Raw genomic sequence first — 17119 nt, forward strand, 5'->3', positions numbered from 1 at the left:
GAGCCGCAATGCAACTCATCGACTGCCCGTGGTGCGGGCCACGTGAGGAAACCGAATTCCACTACGGCGGTCAGGCGCACGTCGCCTACCCCGAGGACCCGCAGGCACTGACCGACGAACAGTGGGCGCACTACGTGTTCTTCCGCGCCAACCCCAAGGGGCTGTTCGCCGAACGCTGGACCCACAGCGCCGGCTGCCGCCGCTGGTTCAACGCCATCCGCGACACCGCAACCTACCGATTCGACCGTGTCTACCGACTCGACGAGCAGAGGCCGACAATCTGATGAGCACCGCACTGCGCACCGAAACCGGCGGCCGTATCGACCGGGATACGGTGCACACCTTCACTTTCAACGACCGGGAGTACACCGGCCACGCCGGTGACACCCTCGCGTCGGCGCTGCTGGCGAACGGCGTACATCACGTCACCTCGAGCATCAAGATGGGCCGTCCCCGCGGCTTCACCTCGGCGTGGGCCGAGGACACCGGCGGCCTCGTCCAGATCGAATACCCCTTCCCCGAGCCCATGCTGCTCGCCACCACCGTCGAGCTGTACGACGGACTCGTCGCACGCGGCCTCCCGGGACAGGGCCGGCTCGCGGACGTCGCCGACCCCGCGCGCTACGACTCGACCCACGTGCACGCCGACGTCCTGGTCGCCGGGGCCGGCCCGGCCGGCCTCGCAGCCGCGCTGACGGCTGCCCGCGCCGGTGCCCGTGTCGTGCTGATCGACGAACAGAACGAGGCCGGTGGCGCCCTGTTGGGCAGCACCGACACCATCGCCGGCCGCCCGGCACTGCAGTGGGTTGCCGACGCGGTCGCCGAACTCGCGACCTACCCCGACGTGCTGCACCTGCAGCGCACCACGGGATTCGGCCACTACGACGACGGCTTCGTCCTTGCGCTGCAACGGCGTACCGATCACCTCGGCGCCGCTGCTCCGGCAGCGGTGAGCCGGCAGCGGGTCTGGCGGATCCGGGCCCGGCACGTCATCGTCGCCGCCGGCGCCCACGAGCGGCCGGTGGTGTTCACCGACAACGACCGCCCCGGCATCATGCTGGCCGCCGGCGCCCGCACCTTCCTGCACCGGTACGGCGTCAAGGTCGGCGAGCGGGCCGTCGTGTTCACCACCAACGACAGCGCCTACCAGGCCGCGCTGGACCTGCACGACGCCGGAGTGGCGATCACCGCGATCGTCGACGCCCGGGACGCGGTCGCCACGAATCTGCGCGCGGCGTGCGATTCCCGTGGCATCGAACTGCGCACCGGATCGGTCGTCAGTGGCAGCCGCGGTGAGAACCGGGTCAGCGCCGCCATCGTCACCGGTACGGACGGCACATTCGACGAACTGGCGTGTGACGTGCTGCTGGTCAGCGGCGGCTGGAATCCCGCAGTCCACCTGTTCAGTCAGGTGCGCGGGCCCCTCCGGTACGACGCCGCCCTCGGCGCGTTCGTTCCGGGTGCCGAACTCGATGAAGTGAGTGTCGCCGGCTCGGCCGCAGGCACGTTCAGCCTGCCCGGTTGCCTGCGCGACGGTCGCGCCGCCGCCACCCGCGCCCTCGCCGGCCTCGGGTTCACAGCAGCCTCCGAACCACTTGCCGGAGAATCGGATTCGATCCGGGCCGCGGGCGCACCCGCTGTACTGTGGCGCGTTCCCGACGCCGACGGCACAACGCAGTTCGTCGACGTCCAGCGCGACGCGACGGTGGCGGACCTCGTTCGCGCGGTCGGCGCGGGCATGCGCTCGATGGAACACATCAAGCGCTACACCACCATCGGCACCGCGCACGACCAGGGTAAGACCTCTGGCGTCGTCGCCTCGGGCATCACCGCCGAACTGCTCGGTGTCCCCGTCGCCGATCTCGGCGTCACCACCTTCCGGCCGCCGTACACGCCGGTCGCGTTCGCGGCGCTGGCCGGTCGCAGCCGTGGCCGGATGTTCGATCCGGAACGTGTTACCGCGGTGCATGATTGGCACGTCGCCCGCGGCGCGGTGTTCGAGGACGTCGGCCAGTGGAAGCGTCCGCGTTACTACCCGCTGCCCGGTGAAGACATGGAGACCGCGGTGCTGCGCGAATGCGCCGCTGCCCGAACGGGTGTCGGCATCCTCGACGGCTCGACGCTGGGCAAGATCGACGTCCAGGGTCCCGATGCCGGCGCCTTCCTCGACCTGCTCTACACGAACCTGATGAGCACGCTCAAGGTCGGCATGCTGCGGTACGGCGTGATGTGCGGCGTCGACGGCATGGTGATCGACGACGGCACCGTCATGCGCCTGGCCGACGACCGCTTCCAGGTGTTCACGACCACAGGTGGCGCGGCCCGCATCCTGGACTGGATGGAGGAATGGCTGCAAACCGAGTGGCCGCACCTGCGGGTGCGCCTCACCTCCGTCACCGAGCAGTGGCACACCTTCCCGGTGGTCGGCCCGCGCTCGCGGGACGTCATCGGCGCGGTGTTCCCGGGCGTCGACGTCAGCAACGAGGCGTTCCCGTTCATGGCCTGGCGCGACACCCAGCTCGACGGCGTGCACGTCCGGATCGGCCGGGTCAGCTTCTCCGGCGAGCTGGCGTACGAGGTCAACGTCATGGGCTGGTACGCAACGGCGGTGTGGGAGAGGCTGATCGAGGCCGGCGCACCCTTCGGCATCACGCCGTACGGCACCGAGACCATGCACGTGCTGCGCGCCGAGAAGGGCTACCCGATCATCGGGCAGGACACCGACGGCACCGTCACGCCGCAGGACCTCGGGATGAACTGGGTGGTCTCGAAGAAGAAGCCCGACTTCGTCGGCAAGCGCTCGTTCACGCGCGCCGAGAACCTCAATCCGCTGCGCAAGCAGTTCGTCGGACTGCTGCCGGTCGATGCGCGGACGGTGCTGCCCGAAGGCGCCCAGATCATCGAGACCCCGGCCGACGGCACGTTGCCGCCGCCACCGGTTCCCATGCTCGGCCATGTCACGTCGAGCTACCGCAGTGCCGAGCTCGGGCGCCCGTTCGCCCTGGCGCTGGTCAAGGGCGGCCACGCCCGCATCGGAGACACCCTCACCGTCCCCGTGGACGGTGCCCTGGTGACCGTCGAGGTCACCGGTTCCGTCCTCGTCGATCCCGAAGGAGCACGCCGCGATGGCTGAAACCCTCACTCGCCGTAGCCCGTTGCAGAGCTGGGCCGCCCAGTTCGCGGCGACCGCACCGGCAGCACTCCTCACCGAGGAGCCGTTCACCACGATGGTCGATCTGTGGGTCGACCCAGAAGGAGCCGGCGGCGCCGAAGCTGCCCAACTCCTCGGCCTGGCCGCGTTGCCGACCACACCGGGCACGTGCGTCACCGGTCCCGATTCGTCGGTGATCTGGTTCGGTCCGCAGGAGTGGCTGGTGACGTCGACGCAGCGCGGCGGTGAGGCACTCGAGGCGGAGCTGCACGACGCGGTCGCCGCGGCCGGCGGTGCTGCCGTCGATGTGTCGGCGCAGCGCACCATCGTGCGGCTGCGTGGGGCGCACGCCCGCGATGTGCTGGCCAAGGGCTGCTCACTGGACCTGCACCCGCGGGTGTTCGGCCCAGGCGCCGCGGCTCAGACGATGCTGGCGCTGGCCGCCGTCGTGCTGATTCCGTTGGACGACAAGGGCACCGACTACCGGATCATCGTCCGCTCGTCGTTCGCCGGCTACCTCGCCGACTGGTTGATCGATGCGGTGGAGGAATTCGAGTAAGGGGCAGAACGCCGAAAGTGGGCTTGTGCTCGATCACAAGCTCACTTTCGGCGTATTTGTCGGCGGGGGCTGTCGCTGAGCCTGCGCGACGGGCGACAAACGTCGACGCCGCATCGAAAATGAGCTTGTGTTCGAAGATTCTGGAATTCTTCGAACACAAGCTCATTTTCGGCGCCAAAAGTCAGTGGCCGCGCGCGATCCACTCCGCCAGGTGTGGGGCCTCGGCACCGACCGTGGTGTGGTCGCCGTGGCCGGTGTGTACCCGGGTCTCCTCCGGCAGCGTCAGGATCGAATCCCGGATGGAGTCGATGATCGTCGGGAAGTCGCTGTAGGACCGCCCCGTCGCCCCGGGCCCGCCGTTGAACAGGGTGTCCCCGGAGAACAGCGCACCGGCCTCCGGCAGGTACAGGCACACCGACCCCGGCGAGTGCCCGGGCGTGTGGATGACCTCGATCTCGGTGCCCGCGACACCGATTCGCTGACCGGCGTCGAGATTCCAGTACTTCTCGTCGGGATGGCTTGTCTGCCAGAGCATGTCGTCGCCGGGATGCAGCAGGATCGGCGCGTGCAGCTCGTACGCGAGCTCCGGGGCCACCGTCACGTGGTCGTTGTGCCCGTGCGTGACGACGACCGCCACCACGTTGCGGCCGGCGACGGCGTCGACGATCTGGGGCGCGGTGTGGGCGGCGTCGACGATGACGACCTCCGAGTCATCGCCGATCACCCACACATTGTTGTCGACGTCCCACGTCCCGCCGTCGAGGCTGAAGGTCCCGGAGGTGACGACGCGGTCGATGCGGAGCTGCCCACTCACAGCACGACCACCGAACGCAGCACGTTGCCGGCGTGCATGGTGTGGAAGGCGTCCTCGACCTCGTCGAGTTTGATCCGCTCGGAGACGAAGCGCTCCAACGGGATTCGGCCCTGCTGGTAGAGGTCGACCAGCATCGGGAAGTCGCGCTCGGGCAGGCAGTCGCCGTACCAGGAGGACTTCAGCGATCCGCCGCGGGAGAAGAAGTCGACCAGCGGCATCTCCAGCGTCATGTCCGGGGTGGGCACGCCGACGAGGACGACGGTGCCGGCGAGGTCACGGGCGTAGAACGCCTGCTTCCAGGTTTCCGGGCGACCGACGGCGTCGATCACGACGTCGGCACCGAACCCGCCGGTGAGCTCCTGCACCGCCTCGACGGTGTCCACTTCGGCGGCGTTGATGGTGTGGGTGGCACCGAGTTCCTTGGCCCACTCCAGCTTTCGCGGATCCCGGTCGACCGCGATGATCTTGCCCGCGCCGGCGAGCCGGGAGCCCATGATGGCGGCGTCGCCGACGCCACCGCAGCCGATCACGGCCACCGAGTCGCCGCGCGATACGTTGCCGGTGTTGACGGCCGCGCCGAGGCCGGCCATCACGCCGCAGCCCAGCAGGCCGACCACGGCCGGGTCGGCATTGGCGTCGACCTTGGTGCACTGCCCCGCGTGGACCAGCGTCTTGTCGGCGAACGCCCCGATGCCCAGCGCCGGGGTCAGCTCGGTGCCGTCCTCCAGCGTCATCTTCTGGGTGGCGTTGAACGTGTCGAAGCAGTACTGCGGACGGCCGCGCTTGCACGCCCGGCACTGGCCGCACACCGCACGCCAGTTGAGGATCACGAAGTCGCCGACCGCCACCGATTCGACGCCCGGGCCGACCTCTTCGACGATGCCGGCGGCCTCATGGCCGAGCAGGAACGGGTACTCGTCGTTGATGCCGCCCTCGCGATAGGTCAGGTCCGTGTGGCAGACGCCGCACGCCTGGATGTTCACCACCACCTCGCCTGGGCCGGGGTCCGGGATCACGATGGTGGTGACCTCGACCGGGGCCCCCTTGGCGCGGGCAATGACACCTCGAACTTGTTGCGGCATAGCGATACTCCTTGTTTGTCAGGGACGTTCAGGGGATGGTGGTGATCAGAGAACGAGGCAGAGCCGGAAGGCGTCGTAGATCGCGGCGTGGATGTTGCGACTGGCGACGGCGTCACCGATGCGGAACAGCTGGTAGCCGCCGTCGGCGTTGCGCACGACGTTCTGCGGCTGCAGGTTGAGCAGCGCCTGCTGGTCGACTTCGCCGAGGTTGGTGGAACCGGGGATCAGGCCGAAGTACAACTCGTCGGACGGCAGCGTGCCGTGTTCGACGACGACGTGGTCGACCATGCGCTGCCGGGTGGCGTGCGCATATTCGTTGTAGAGGTCCACCTCGAGCCGACCGTCCTTGCGGCGCACCCCGGTCAGGCGCTCGTTGAGCGTGACGCGCACGTCGTGCTCGGCGAACACCTTGAAGTAGCCGGGGTAGTTCACGCCGCCGACGTCGGGCGCCAATGTCCGCTCGGGGGTGACGAACTCGAGGTCGACGCCGGTCCGGGCCAGCACCTCGGCGGCGTCCAATCCGGGATGGCCGCCGTTGTCGTCGTACAGCATGACCTCACCGCGCGGATGCACCGCGCCGCACAGCACGTCCCAGCCATCAGTGACGAGATTGGCGCCCTCGGTGAGGAATTCGGTGTTCGGCACGCCGCCGGTCGCGACGACGACGAGGTCGGGGTTCTCGGCCAGCACCTCGTCGACGTCGACGTAGCGATTGGTGCGGATGTCGACGCCGAGCAGCTTGCATTCGTCCAGCCGCCACTCGATGATGCTGATCAGATCGCGCCGGCGCGGTGACGACGACGCGATCCGCACCTGCCCGCCGGGCAGGTCGGAGGCCTCGAAGACCACGACGCGGTGACCGCGCTCGCTAAGCACGCGGGCGGCTTCCAGACCGGCCGGTCCGGCGCCGATGACGACCGCCGTCCGCGCCGGCCCGGTCGCCTTGTCGATGCGGTGCGGCAGCCGGTCTTCGCGGCCGGTGGACGGGTTGTGCACGCACTTGGCGTCGCGGTTCTGGTAAATCTCGTCGAGGCAGTAGGTCGCGCCGACACAGGGGCGAATCCGATCCTCCTCGCCGGCTTGGATTTTCGCGACGATGTGCGGGTCGGCGATGTGCGCACGCGTCATGCCGACGAGGTCGAGCAGACCGTCGCGGATCGCGTGCCGGGCGGTGGCGACATCGTTGATCCGGGAGGCATGCATGACCGGGATGCCGAGTTCCTTCTTGACCTGCCCGGCGAACGACAGGTGCGGCGCGACCGGGGTCCCCATCGGCGGGATGACGCGCGACAGCGCCTCGTCACTGGCCATGTAGCCCTTGATCACGCTGATGAAGTCGATGCCCTCGGGTACCAGGCGCTTGGCGATCTCGATGCCGTCCGCGTACTGCAGCCCGCCGGGCAGGTCCTCGTCGAGTGACATCCGGATGCCGACCGCGAAGTCCGGTCCGGCGGCCTCGCGGACCGCGCGAATCACCCTGAGCGGGAAACGAAGTCGATCTTCCATGCTGCCCATGCCGTACTCGTCGTCGCGGTGGTTGGTCAGCGGCGACCAGAAAGCGTCGAGCAGATGGGTGTAGGCCTCGAGTTCGATGCCGTCCAGGCCGGCCGCGCGGCACCGCGCGGTGGCGTCGGCGTAGGCCTTGACGATGCGGTCCATGTCCCACTCCTCGGCCACCTTGGGGAAGGACCTGTGGGCGGGTTCGCGGATGGCCGACGGGTACACCACAGGCAGCCAGTCGCCGTCGTAGTTGCTGGTGCGCCGGCCCAGGTGCGTGATCTGGCACATGACGGCGGCGCCGTGTTCGTGGACGCCGTAGGCCAGCTCGCTGAGCCAGGGCACGATCTCGTCCTTGTAGACGTGCAGATTGCCGAAGGCAGAGGGGCTGTCGGGCGCGACGACCGCGGAGCCGCCCATCATGGTCAGCGAGATGCCGCCCTTGGCCTTCTCCTCGTGGTACAGCCGGTAGCGGCGCTTGGGCATGCCATCTTCGGTGTAGGACGGCTCGTGCGATGTGCTCACCACGCGATTGCGCAGGGTCATGTTCTTCAGCCGGAAGGGCTGCAGGAGCGGATCGATGAGCTGATGCGCCATGGGCGAGTCCGTTTCTTTCCGATGGTTCGGACGTGGTTCACACACCGTTTACGACCCCATAAGTACCGCTTGACCAGGTACAAATGCTGATCTACCGTATGTGGCGTAACTAATATATCACTCGTCTATCAGCCCGTCTACGGACTTCGAAAGGGGAGCTTCAGGTGACCATCAGCGTGTTCGACCTCTTCTCCGTCGGCATCGGTCCGTCGAGCTCACACACCGTCGGACCGATGCGGGCCGCCGCCCGATTCATCGACGATCTGCACACCCTCGACGCCTTCGGCGGTGCCACCGGGGTCGCGGCAGTCCGCGTCGATCTCTACGGCTCGCTGGCCGCCACCGGCGCCGGCCACGGCACCATGACGGCCATCCTGCTCGGACTCGAGGGCAACCGCCCCGAAGACATCCGGACCGACGTCATGGAACGGCGCGTCGAGGAGATGCGGGCCAGCGGCCACATCATGCTGGGCGGCCTGCGCCCGATCGCGCTCACCGAGGCCGACATGGTCCTGCGCCCGTTGACCGTCCTGCCGTTCCACCCAAACGGCATGACGCTCACCGCACTCGACGCGCACGGCGCCGAGCTGCACGTGCAGACCTACTTCTCCATCGGCGGCGGGTTCGTCGTCACCGAGGCCGAAAGTCTGGAGCCCGTCACCGAGGCCGCCACGACGCATGCGCTGTCGTTCCACTCCGCGAAGGAATTGCTGGAGCTCTGCCGCCAACGCGATTGCCGCATCAGCGATCTCATGCTCGCCGTCGAATGCGAGACGCGCACCGCCGACGAGGTCCGCTCCCGGCTGCTGCACATCCGCGACGTGATGGTCGAGTGCGAAGTGCGTGGCATCGCGCGCGACGGCTACCTCCCCGGGCCCATGCGCGTGCGCCGCCGCGCCCGGGACTGGTTCGAGCGGCTCAACGCCGAGGACTGGAACAAACAGCCCGAATTCGCCGAGGACTGGGTCAATCTCGTCGCGCTGGCCGTCAACGAGGAGAACGCGTCCGGCGGCCGGGTCGTCACCGCGCCCACCAACGGCGCCGCCGGCATCGTGCCCGCGGTGATGCACTACGCCGTGCACTACACCCGGGCCGGCCGTCAGGATCCCGACGGCACCGCAGTGCGTTTCCTGCTCACGGCGGGAGCCATCGGTTCGCTCTACAAGGAGCGCGCGTCCATCTCCGGCGCGGAGGTCGGCTGCCAGGGCGAGGTCGGGTCGGCGGCGTCGATGGCTGCCGGCGCGCTCGCCGAAATCCTCGGCGGCACACCGGAACAGGTCGAGAACGCCGCCGAGATCGCGATGGAGCACAGCCTCGGACTCACCTGCGACCCCATCCAGGGGCTCGTGCAGGTCCCGTGCATCGAGCGCAACGCCATCTCGGCGGGCAAGGCAATCAACGCGGCGCGCATGGCACTACGGGGCGACGGGGCCCACTACGTCTCGCTGGATCAGGTCATCGAGACCATGCGGACCACCGGCGCCGACATGCACTCCAAATACAAGGAGACCTCGATGGGCGGCCTCGCGGTCAACGTGCCGGTGAACTACGTCGAATGCTGAATGTTGCTGCAGGAGAAGGAGACAACGATGCACCTTGATTGGTACGACCGCGGCATCCTCACCTTCGTGCTGCGCTGCGCGCCGGGTGCGGAACCATCCAACGACGCGTCCCTCGCGCAGTTCGGGATCACCACACCCCGGGTGATGCGCCGCTTCGACGCCGTCCTGGACGCGGTCCGCGCACACCAGTTCCCGCTCGACGACGCCGATCTGACGCTCGTCCACCAGGCCGCCGACTATCGCGACCACATGCCGCGCACCGGGTAGTCGCTAGGGCTGCTCGCTGACGGATTCGGCGACGCGGAACGCGACGGTCCTCGCCGTGATTTCATCTGGGGCCTCCACCATGACCCGGACCACCTGTTCGGTTCCGGAGGGGCGCAACAGGATTCGGCCGGTGTCACCGAGTTCGGCCTCGGCTTCGGCGACCGCGGTCTGCACCGCCGGCGCCTGCGCGACCGTGGCCTTGTCGGCCACCTCGACGTTGATCAGCACCTGCGGCAACGTCTTCATGGGCGCACACAGCTGCGCCAGGTTCGACCCGGTCTGCGCCATGCGCGACATGAGCCGCAGTCCGGTGACGATGCCGTCGCCGGTGGTGCCCAGCTCGGGCATCACGATATGGCCGGACTGCTCACCGCCCAGCGAGAACCGTCCCGCGCGCAGCTCTTCGAGCACGTACCGGTCCCCCACACCCGTCGTGCGCACCTCGATGCCGGCCTCCCGCATCGCCAGGTGCAGGCCGAGGTTGCTCATCACGGTCGCCACCAAGGTGTTCGAGACCAGCTCGCCGGCGTCGCGCATGGCCAGCGCCAGCACCACCATGATCGCGTCACCGTCGACGAGGGCGCCCGACGCGTCGACGGCCAGACAGCGGTCGGCGTCGCCGTCGTGGGCCAGGCCCAGGTCGGCGCCGTGGTCGATGACGGCCTGCTGCAGCTGCGCCATGTGGGTGGAGCCGCAGCCGTCGTTGATGTTGAGGCCCGTCGGCTCGGCGTTGATCGCGATGACGGTCGCGCCGGCCGCTCGATATGCCTGCGGGGCGGCCGTCGAGGCGGCGCCGTTCGCGCAGTCGACGACGACCGTCAGCCCGGCCAGCGGCGCGACGGCGGCCTTGGCGGCGTGGGTGAGGTAGCGGTCCAGGGCGTCTGCGGCCTCGAGCACGCGGCCGATGCCGGCGCCCGTCGGCCGGGTACCCGGACCGGCGGCGACCAGTTCGGCGATGCGGTCCTCGGTGTCGTCGTCGAGCTTGTGCCCGCCGGTACCGAAAATCTTGATGCCGTTGTCCGGCATGGGATTGTGCGAGGCGGAGATCATCACGCCGAGCTGCGCGTCATACGAGGCAGTCAGGTACGCCACCGCGGGGGTCGGCAGCACGCCGACCCGCAGCACGTCGACGCCCTCGCTCGTGATGCCGGCGATGACCGCGGCCTCCAGCATCTCGCCACTGGCCCGGGGATCTCGTCCGACGACCGCGACGCAGCGACCGGCGCCAGAGGTCGAGCAGAGGCGGCGGGCGGCGGCTGAACCCAGCGCCAACGCCAACTCCGCGGTCAGATCACGGTTTGCGACGCCACGGACGCCATCGGTGCCGAACAGCCGACTCATGAACCTTCTTTCGTCCTTCAGATGACCCCATGAAACGCCGAAGGCGGGCGTGTCCAGACTGCGACACGCCCGCCCACGAGCAGAAACGATCAGCGCTTGCTGTACTGAGGCGCCTTGCGGGCCTTCTTGAGGCCGTACTTCTTGCGCTCGATGGCACGCGGGTCACGGGTCAGGAACCCGGCCTTCTTGAGTGCCGGACGATCCTCGGGCTGAACCAGGATCAGCGCACGGGCGATGGCCAGACGCAGCGCGCCGGCCTGACCCGAGGGGCCACCACCGTCGAGGTGGGCGTAGATGTCCACCGTGTCGACGCGGTCGACGGTCACCAGCGGGGCCTTGATCAGCTGCTGGTGCACCTTGTTCGGGAAGTAGTCCTCCAGGCTGCGGCCGTCCAGGTTGAACTTGCCGGTGCCGGGCACCAGACGAACGCGGACGACGGCTTCCTTGCGGCGGCCAACGGTCTGGATCGGACGGTCGATGTACACGGGCTCGCGCGGTGCCGACTCTTCGGCCACCTCGAACTCGGTCACTTCAGTCACGTCGACTTCAGTCACTGGGCCACCTGCTTGATCTCGTAAGGAATCGGCTGCTGCGCGGCGTGCGGATGATCAGGACCCGCGTACACCTTCAGCTTCTTCTGCACCTGGCGCGACAGCTTGTTGTGCGGGAGCATGCCGACGATCGCGTTCTCAACGGTGCGGGTCGGGTGCTTCACCAGCTGTTCGCCGATGGAGCGCTTGCTCAGACCGCCCGGGAAACCCGAGTGACGGTAAGCAAACTTGTCGGTGAGCTTCTTGCCCGACAGGGCAATCTTCTCGGCGTTGATGATGATGACGAAGTCACCCTCATCGGAGTTGGGCGTGAACGTCGGCTTGTGCTTGCCGCGCAGCAGGTTGGCTGCTGCAACGGCGAGCCGGCCGAGCACCACGTCTTGGGCGTCGATGACGTACCACTGACGCGTGGTGTCACCCGCCTTCGGCGTGAATGTAGGCACAGCTATACCTCTTCTTCTCGGGTTGAGTCCCGGTGCTATCCGGGTGCCGGTCAAGTACGCGACCTGCGAATTCCCGGCGACCGACGGTGACCCGGGAAGCATTGGCCTGACGGCCTGCAGCGCACCAACGTGGGAGCTTACCCGGGTGCGTCACCGCAGGTCAAAACGCGGGTGAGCGCCTCGAACGGCGACCTCAGGTCAGTACACCCGGTCCTGCTGGTCGGGCACGACGCTGCCGTCCGGCCGGTGCAACGGCGCCTTGGCGCCCGTCGGCTCGATGTATCCCTTGGTCGCGCAGGCGTACGGTTCGGCCTGCTTCTTGGGATCGATGAACATCGGGTTCACCAGCCAGTTGCCGCCCGCGTTGTCGTAGGCCGTGCACATCAGCTCGGTCTTGTTGCGGTTGAGCACCAGCCGCAGCGCGGTGGCGTCGGTGAGGAACGTGACGTCGGTGTCGGAGTCCCCGGCGGCGAAGGCCGCGCGCTTGGGCTCGGGCTGTTGGGTGAACGCGGCGGGGCCGGTCACGCCGAACACCTCTTCGTTGACGCGGCAGCGCTTGCCCTCGATGTACGTGATGGCGGGCTCGCCGCCGCACGGCACCGGGCGCGACGTCAGGACATCGCCGTCGTGTTCGGTCCGCACGCCCATGACGTGGTCGGCCGGGATGTCGAGTTCTTCCGCCCATACCCGCGCCACCGGTTCGGCCGACGCCGAGATGATCCGTACGTCGAAACCGTTGGCGTGCAGGGTTTCCACGAGATCGCGCATCTGCGGGTAGTAGCGGACCCAGCCGGTCTGCGTGCTGCTGCCGACCTTCTGCTCGGTGCCCGCCGGGGCGTCGAGGTTCTCCTTGCGGGCGGTCTTCGCGAACTCGACCACCTCGGCTTCGCGCCAGCCGGCCTGCATCTGCGCGGCCCAGGCGTACGCCGGTTCCATGCGACGGGCGTTGAACCCGGCGAAGGCGGGCTCCCCGGCCTTGGTCTTGGCATCGGTGTAGACCGACACGAGTTCGTCGGCGCAGGCGGTGTCGGTGTCCGTGGGCATCGGCTGGCCCGGCTTGGCCGCGGCGCAGGCCCGACTCAGGGCCGTGACGGCCGGCGGCGTCAGGAACGTGCTGGTGGACGCCCAGTTGCCGTCGGCCGGTGCTCGGAGCTTGCCGTTGCGCACCATCCAGAAGAACGTGGCGTCGCCGATGTCGTTCTTGACGATGGTGTTGTCCCAGTCGAACAACGCCAGCGGCGCACCCTTCGTCACCGAACCGGCGGCGCCGCACGTGCCCAGCTTGGCGAGCATGGCGTCGATCCGGTCCCGGTTGTCGCCGTACCAGGCGGAGTTCTGCGCCAGCGTCCGGCACGACGCCGTGCTGGTGGCGGGCGACTGCGCTGCCGGAGTGCTGTCGTGGCTGCTGCAGCCGGACATGGCGAGGAGGCCGACCAGCGCAGCGGCGGAGGCCAGTCGGTTGATGCGGGGCACTTTTCTCCTGTGTGGTCAGGTGAGCTCGGCGGCGCTGGGCGCTTCCAGGGAGGTGTCGCGGGAGGTGTCCTTGAGGTCGACGCCGGACCGGCCCAGCGCGCGGGCACCCGACACCAACCCCGCCGCGACCGTCGCGGCCTCGGCGTAGCCGAGCCCCTCGGGCGGGTGGATGTTAGAGATGCAGTTGCGGTCTGCGTCGGTACGCCCCGGCATCGGCAGATGCGTCAGGTAGATGCCCAGGCTGTCGGCCACCGACAGGCCCGGCCGCTCCCCGATGATCACCAGCAGCGTGCGCACTTTCGCCGCCGCGCCGACGTGGTCGCCGAGCGCCACGCGGGCCTGCGTGGCGATCACCGGCGGCGCCAGCGTGTACTGGTCGCCCAGCCGCGCCACGAGCTCGGCGAGCAGCGCCGGACCATGCTTGGCCAGGGCGTAGGGCGAGAGCCCGTCGGCCAGCACGAAGCCGATGTCGGCCGGGGTTTCCGGGACGTCCATGGGCGTGGCCGGCAGCCGGCCAAGATCGGGACGGCGCAGGTACTCGCTACGGGACTCGGCCTGGCTGCGCACCACCGCCGGTTCGCCGATCCCGATCTCCCGGACCCGGGCCGCGAGGGCCTCGACGTCGAGCGGCTCGTGCACGGCGTCGCGGGCGGCGGCGTGGGCCGCGGAAAGTTCGAGGACCTCGCGGGTGGGCAACGCGTTACCGGCGCGGCCCAGTCCGATGCGGGCCTGCGTGGTCTTGCGGAGCTCGTCCCAGAACTCCTGGATTGCGAGATCTTCGGTCATCGTCATCCCGCCGCGGTGAGCGCCCGCAGCGCCGAGCGCTGCAGATCGAACTTGGTCAGCTTGCCGGAATCGTCGGTCATACCGACCTTCTTGAGCCAGGCGTCGAACTCCGGAGCCGGCTTCAAACCGAGTGTCCGGCGGACCGCCACGACGTCGTGGAACGACAGGCTCTGGTAGCCGAGCATGACGTCGTCGGCGCCTGGCACCGTGATGACGAACGCACAACCCGCCGCGGCCAGCAGCGTGAGCAGGGTGTCCATGTCGTTCTGGTCGGCTTCGGCGTGGTTGGTGTAGCAGACGTCGACGCCCATCGGCAGGCCGAGCAGCTTGCCGCAGAAGTGGTCCTCGAGCCCGGCCCGGATGATCTGCCGGCCGTCGTACAGGTACTCCGGACCGATGAAGCCGACGACGGTGTTGACCAGCAGCGGGTCCAGGGCGCGGGCGACACCGTAGGCCCGGGTTTCGAGCGTCTGCTGGTCGACGGGCCGGCCGCCGGTACCGAGGTGGGCGCCCGAGCTGAGCGCCGAGCCCTGACCGGTTTCCAGGTACATGACGTTGTTGCCGACGGTGCCGCGGTTCAGGGACCGGCCGGCCTCGTTGCCTTCGCGCAGCAGCGCCATGTCGACACCGAAGGCCTTGTTGGCGCCTTCGGTGCCCGCCACCGACTGGAACACCAGGTCCACCGGGGCGCCGGCCTCGATGAGGCCGATCGTGGTGGTGATGTGCGACAGCACGCACGACTGCGCCGGGATGTCGTAGCGGCTGCGAATGTTGTCGAGCAGGTGCAGCAGGTCGGCGGTGGCCTGCGGCGAGTCGGTGGCCGGGTTGATGCCGATGACGGCGTCGCCGCACCCCATCAGCAGTCCGTCGAGCACGGCGGCGGCGATGCCGCGCGGATCGTCGGTCGGGTGGTTGGGCTGCAGCCGGGTGGCCAGGGTGCCCGGCAACCCGATGGTGCTGCGGAAGGCCGCGTGCACCTGGGTGGCCGCGGTGACGGCGATCAGGTCCTGGTTCCGCATGATCTTGGAGACCGCTGCCGCCATCTCCGGCGTGATGCCGGGGGCGACGGCCGCGATCTTGGCGGCGGCGTCGTCGCCGGCCACCGCGTCCAGCAGCCAGTCCCGGAAATCTCCCACCGTCAGGTGGGAGATTTCCGAAAACGCTTGCTGGTCATGGGAATCGATGATGAGGCGGGTGACCTCGTCGGTCTCGTACGGCACCACCGCTTCATTGAGGAAGGTGTCCAGCGGAAGGTCGGCCAGTGCCCACGCCGCGGCAGCCCGCTCGGCGTCGTTGTGGGCCGCGCACCCGGCGAGTTCATCACCGGAGCGCAGCGGCGTGGCCTTGGCCATCAAATCCACAAGCCCGTCGAAGGTGTGGTTCACCCCCGAAATCCGCTGGTGGTACTTCATTTCAGCTCGTCCTCGGCTTCTGCGAGCATCGCGAACTCTTCATCAGGAGAGTTTGCCACCAAATGGTGCCGGCTGTAGACCGCGAAGTAGAGCATGAAGGCGCAGAACACCAGCAGGCACAGGCCCACGGCCTTGGGGTCGACCAGGAAGGTGGCGATGACCGCGACGACGGCGATGACGAGCGCGAAGCCGGTGGTGGCGATGCCGCCCGGGGTGCGGTACGGCCGCGGCATGTTCGGCTCGCGGCGGCGCAGCACGATGTGGCTGACCATCATCAGGACGTAGCTCACGGCCGCACCGAAGACCGCCATGTTCAGCAGCAGGTCGCCCTTGCCGGTCAGCGACAGCAGGAAGCCGATGACGCCGGGGACGATGAGCGCCAGTGTCGGCGCCTTGCGGGAGTTGGTCACCGACAGCTGGGTCGGCAGGTAGCCCGCCCGGGACAGGGCGAAGAGCTGACGCGAGTAGGCGTAGATGATCGAGAAGAAGCTCGCGATCAGTCCGGCCAGGCCGATGTAGTTGACCAGCTTGGCGCCGACGCCCGAACCGAGCGCCTCGACGAGCGGGTTGCCCGAGGCCGACATCTGTTGCGCGCCACCGACACCCGTGGTGAGCACCAGCACGACGGCGCAGGTGACCAGCAGTACCGTCATCGCCGCGATGATGCCGCGCGGCACGTTCTTCTCCGGGTTCGCGGTTTCCTCGGCGGCCAGCGGCACGCCTTCGATCGCCAGGAAGAACCAGATGGCGAACGGGATGGCGGCCCAGATGCCGAGGTAGCCGTGCGGCAGGATCGCCGAAGCCCCGGCCGCGTTGACGTCGACCGCAATGGTGGTCAGGTTGGAGACGTCGAACTGCCCGATGGCACAGACCGCGAAGATCACCAGGCCCAGCAGCGCGATGGCGGTGATCACGAACATCACCTTGAGCGCCTCACCGACACCGGACAGGTGGATGCCGATGAAGAACGCGTAGGCCGCCAGATACACCCACCAGCCGTTGTGAATCCCGAAGAGCCCCAACGATTCCACGTAGGCGCCGATGAACGTCGCGATGGCGGCGGGGGCGATCGAGTACTCGATGAGGATCGCGGTGCCGGTGGCGAAACCGCCCCACGGGCCCAGGGCACGACGGGCGAAGGTGTAACCGCCGCCGGCGGCCGGCAGCGCCGAGGACAGCTCGGCCATGCCCAGCACCAGGGCCAGGTACATGCCGGCGATGATCACGGCGGCGATGGCGAGGCCACCGAAACCACCGTGTGCCAGACCGAAATTCCAGCCGGAGTAGTCCCCGGACACCACGTAGCTGACGCCGAGTCCGGCGAGCAGCAGCCAGCCGGCCGTGCCCTTCTTCAGCTGACGTTTCGCGAGGTATTCGTTGCTCTCGACGTGCTCTTCGACACCGCGAGCGGAGTGCTCACTGGGTGGGTTGGTGATGGACACTGCGAACTCCTGAAAGAGGGATGGCGGATGCCGAATTGGCCTGCCCCCCAGGAGTCTTCTGGTGCCGGCCTTGATCATTGTGTCGCCGAACGCTTTTGGAAAGCGTCGACCGAGAAAGGAAGCGAGCGCCCGCGCATTCGGG

General features: G+C 68.5%; 15 protein-coding genes. 5 read left to right on the plus strand and 10 right to left on the minus strand.

Features of this window, described 5'->3' with window-relative positions; genetic code table 11:
- Window positions 1-8 precede the first annotated feature (8 nt).
- Genes ACZ5IQ_RS22805 through ACZ5IQ_RS22815 form a run of 3 tightly spaced genes read left to right on the plus strand, consistent with a single transcriptional unit; the run spans window position 9 to window position 3710 of the window.
- Window positions 9-284: a sarcosine oxidase subunit delta gene (locus ACZ5IQ_RS22805; RefSeq protein WP_212806877.1), complete on the plus strand. Its 276-nt coding sequence runs from the start codon at window positions 9-11 to the stop codon at window positions 282-284.
- Entirely contained in the window at window positions 284-3133 is a 2850-nt protein-coding gene (locus ACZ5IQ_RS22810) for a 2Fe-2S iron-sulfur cluster-binding protein (RefSeq protein ID WP_464480337.1), read from the plus strand. The genes ACZ5IQ_RS22805 and ACZ5IQ_RS22810 overlap by 1 nt, the downstream gene beginning before the upstream one ends.
- Window positions 3126-3710, plus strand: a complete 585-nt coding sequence (locus tag ACZ5IQ_RS22815; RefSeq protein ID WP_464480338.1) for a sarcosine oxidase subunit gamma — start codon at window positions 3126-3128, stop codon at window positions 3708-3710. Before ACZ5IQ_RS22810 ends, ACZ5IQ_RS22815 begins: the two co-directional genes overlap by 8 nt.
- Window positions 3711-3891: 181 nt before the next feature.
- Here ACZ5IQ_RS22815 and ACZ5IQ_RS22820 read toward each other — a convergent pair whose 3' ends face one another.
- Genes ACZ5IQ_RS22820 through ACZ5IQ_RS22830 form a run of 3 tightly spaced genes read right to left on the minus strand, consistent with a single transcriptional unit; the run spans window position 3892 to window position 7700 of the window.
- Window positions 3892-4524 carry an MBL fold metallo-hydrolase gene (locus ACZ5IQ_RS22820; RefSeq protein ID WP_212806880.1) on the minus strand — a complete coding sequence of 211 codons (633 nt, stop codon included), beginning with the start codon at window positions 4522-4524 and terminating at the stop codon, window positions 3892-3894.
- Window positions 4521-5606 carry an S-(hydroxymethyl)mycothiol dehydrogenase gene (locus tag ACZ5IQ_RS22825; protein WP_226519428.1) on the minus strand — a complete coding sequence of 362 codons (1086 nt, stop codon included), beginning with the start codon at window positions 5604-5606 and terminating at the stop codon, window positions 4521-4523. The genes ACZ5IQ_RS22820 and ACZ5IQ_RS22825 overlap by 4 nt, the downstream gene beginning before the upstream one ends.
- Window positions 5607-5651: 45 nt before the next feature.
- Window positions 5652-7700: an oxidoreductase gene (locus ACZ5IQ_RS22830; protein WP_464480339.1), complete on the minus strand. Its 2049-nt coding sequence runs from the start codon at window positions 7698-7700 to the stop codon at window positions 5652-5654.
- Window positions 7701-7864: 164 nt separating this feature from the next.
- Here ACZ5IQ_RS22830 and ACZ5IQ_RS22835 point away from each other — a divergent pair, with 164 nt between their 5' ends.
- Together ACZ5IQ_RS22835 and ACZ5IQ_RS22840 are read left to right on the plus strand one after the other, a co-directional pair.
- Complete coding sequence (locus ACZ5IQ_RS22835; protein ID WP_464480340.1) at window positions 7865-9262, plus strand: L-serine ammonia-lyase; 1398 nt, start codon at window positions 7865-7867, stop codon at window positions 9260-9262.
- Between the two features lie 27 nt (window positions 9263-9289).
- Window positions 9290-9529 carry a hypothetical protein gene (locus ACZ5IQ_RS22840; RefSeq protein ID WP_464480341.1) on the plus strand — a complete coding sequence of 80 codons (240 nt, stop codon included), beginning with the start codon at window positions 9290-9292 and terminating at the stop codon, window positions 9527-9529.
- Window positions 9530-9532: 3 nt separating this feature from the next.
- On the opposite strand, the gene glmM is transcribed toward ACZ5IQ_RS22840, so the two are convergent.
- The 7 genes from glmM to eat all read right to left on the minus strand — a co-directional run bounded on the left by glmM (window position 9533) and on the right by eat (window position 16977).
- Window positions 9533-10870: a phosphoglucosamine mutase gene (gene glmM / locus ACZ5IQ_RS22845; RefSeq protein WP_226519432.1), complete on the minus strand. Its 1338-nt coding sequence runs from the start codon at window positions 10868-10870 to the stop codon at window positions 9533-9535.
- A gap of 89 nt (window positions 10871-10959) precedes the next feature.
- The gene (gene rpsI, locus ACZ5IQ_RS22850) at window positions 10960-11400 is read right to left on the minus strand and encodes a 30S ribosomal protein S9 (RefSeq protein WP_406803666.1); all 441 of its coding nucleotides are present in this window, start codon (window positions 11398-11400) and stop codon (window positions 10960-10962) included.
- Between the two features lie 20 nt (window positions 11401-11420).
- Window positions 11421-11864 (minus strand): 50S ribosomal protein L13, encoded by a 444-nt coding sequence (rplM, locus tag ACZ5IQ_RS22855; RefSeq protein ID WP_061007206.1) that lies wholly within the window; start codon window positions 11862-11864, stop codon window positions 11421-11423.
- 198 nt (window positions 11865-12062) lie between these two features.
- A complete protein-coding gene (locus ACZ5IQ_RS22860; protein ID WP_464480342.1) occupies window positions 12063-13337 on the minus strand; it encodes an HAD family hydrolase in 1275 nt (424 codons plus the stop codon).
- A gap of 15 nt (window positions 13338-13352) precedes the next feature.
- A complete protein-coding gene (gene eutC / locus ACZ5IQ_RS22865) occupies window positions 13353-14129 on the minus strand; it encodes an ethanolamine ammonia-lyase subunit EutC (RefSeq protein ID WP_061007207.1) in 777 nt (258 codons plus the stop codon).
- Window positions 14126-15535: an ethanolamine ammonia-lyase subunit EutB gene (locus tag ACZ5IQ_RS22870; protein ID WP_464480343.1), complete on the minus strand. Its 1410-nt coding sequence runs from the start codon at window positions 15533-15535 to the stop codon at window positions 14126-14128. Before ACZ5IQ_RS22870 ends, eutC begins: the two co-directional genes overlap by 4 nt.
- Window positions 15532-16977 carry an ethanolamine permease gene (gene eat, locus ACZ5IQ_RS22875; protein WP_020101489.1) on the minus strand — a complete coding sequence of 482 codons (1446 nt, stop codon included), beginning with the start codon at window positions 16975-16977 and terminating at the stop codon, window positions 15532-15534. Before eat ends, ACZ5IQ_RS22870 begins: the two co-directional genes overlap by 4 nt.
- Window positions 16978-17119: the final 142 nt, after the last annotated feature.

The organism is Mycobacterium toneyamaense (assembly GCF_055384815.1).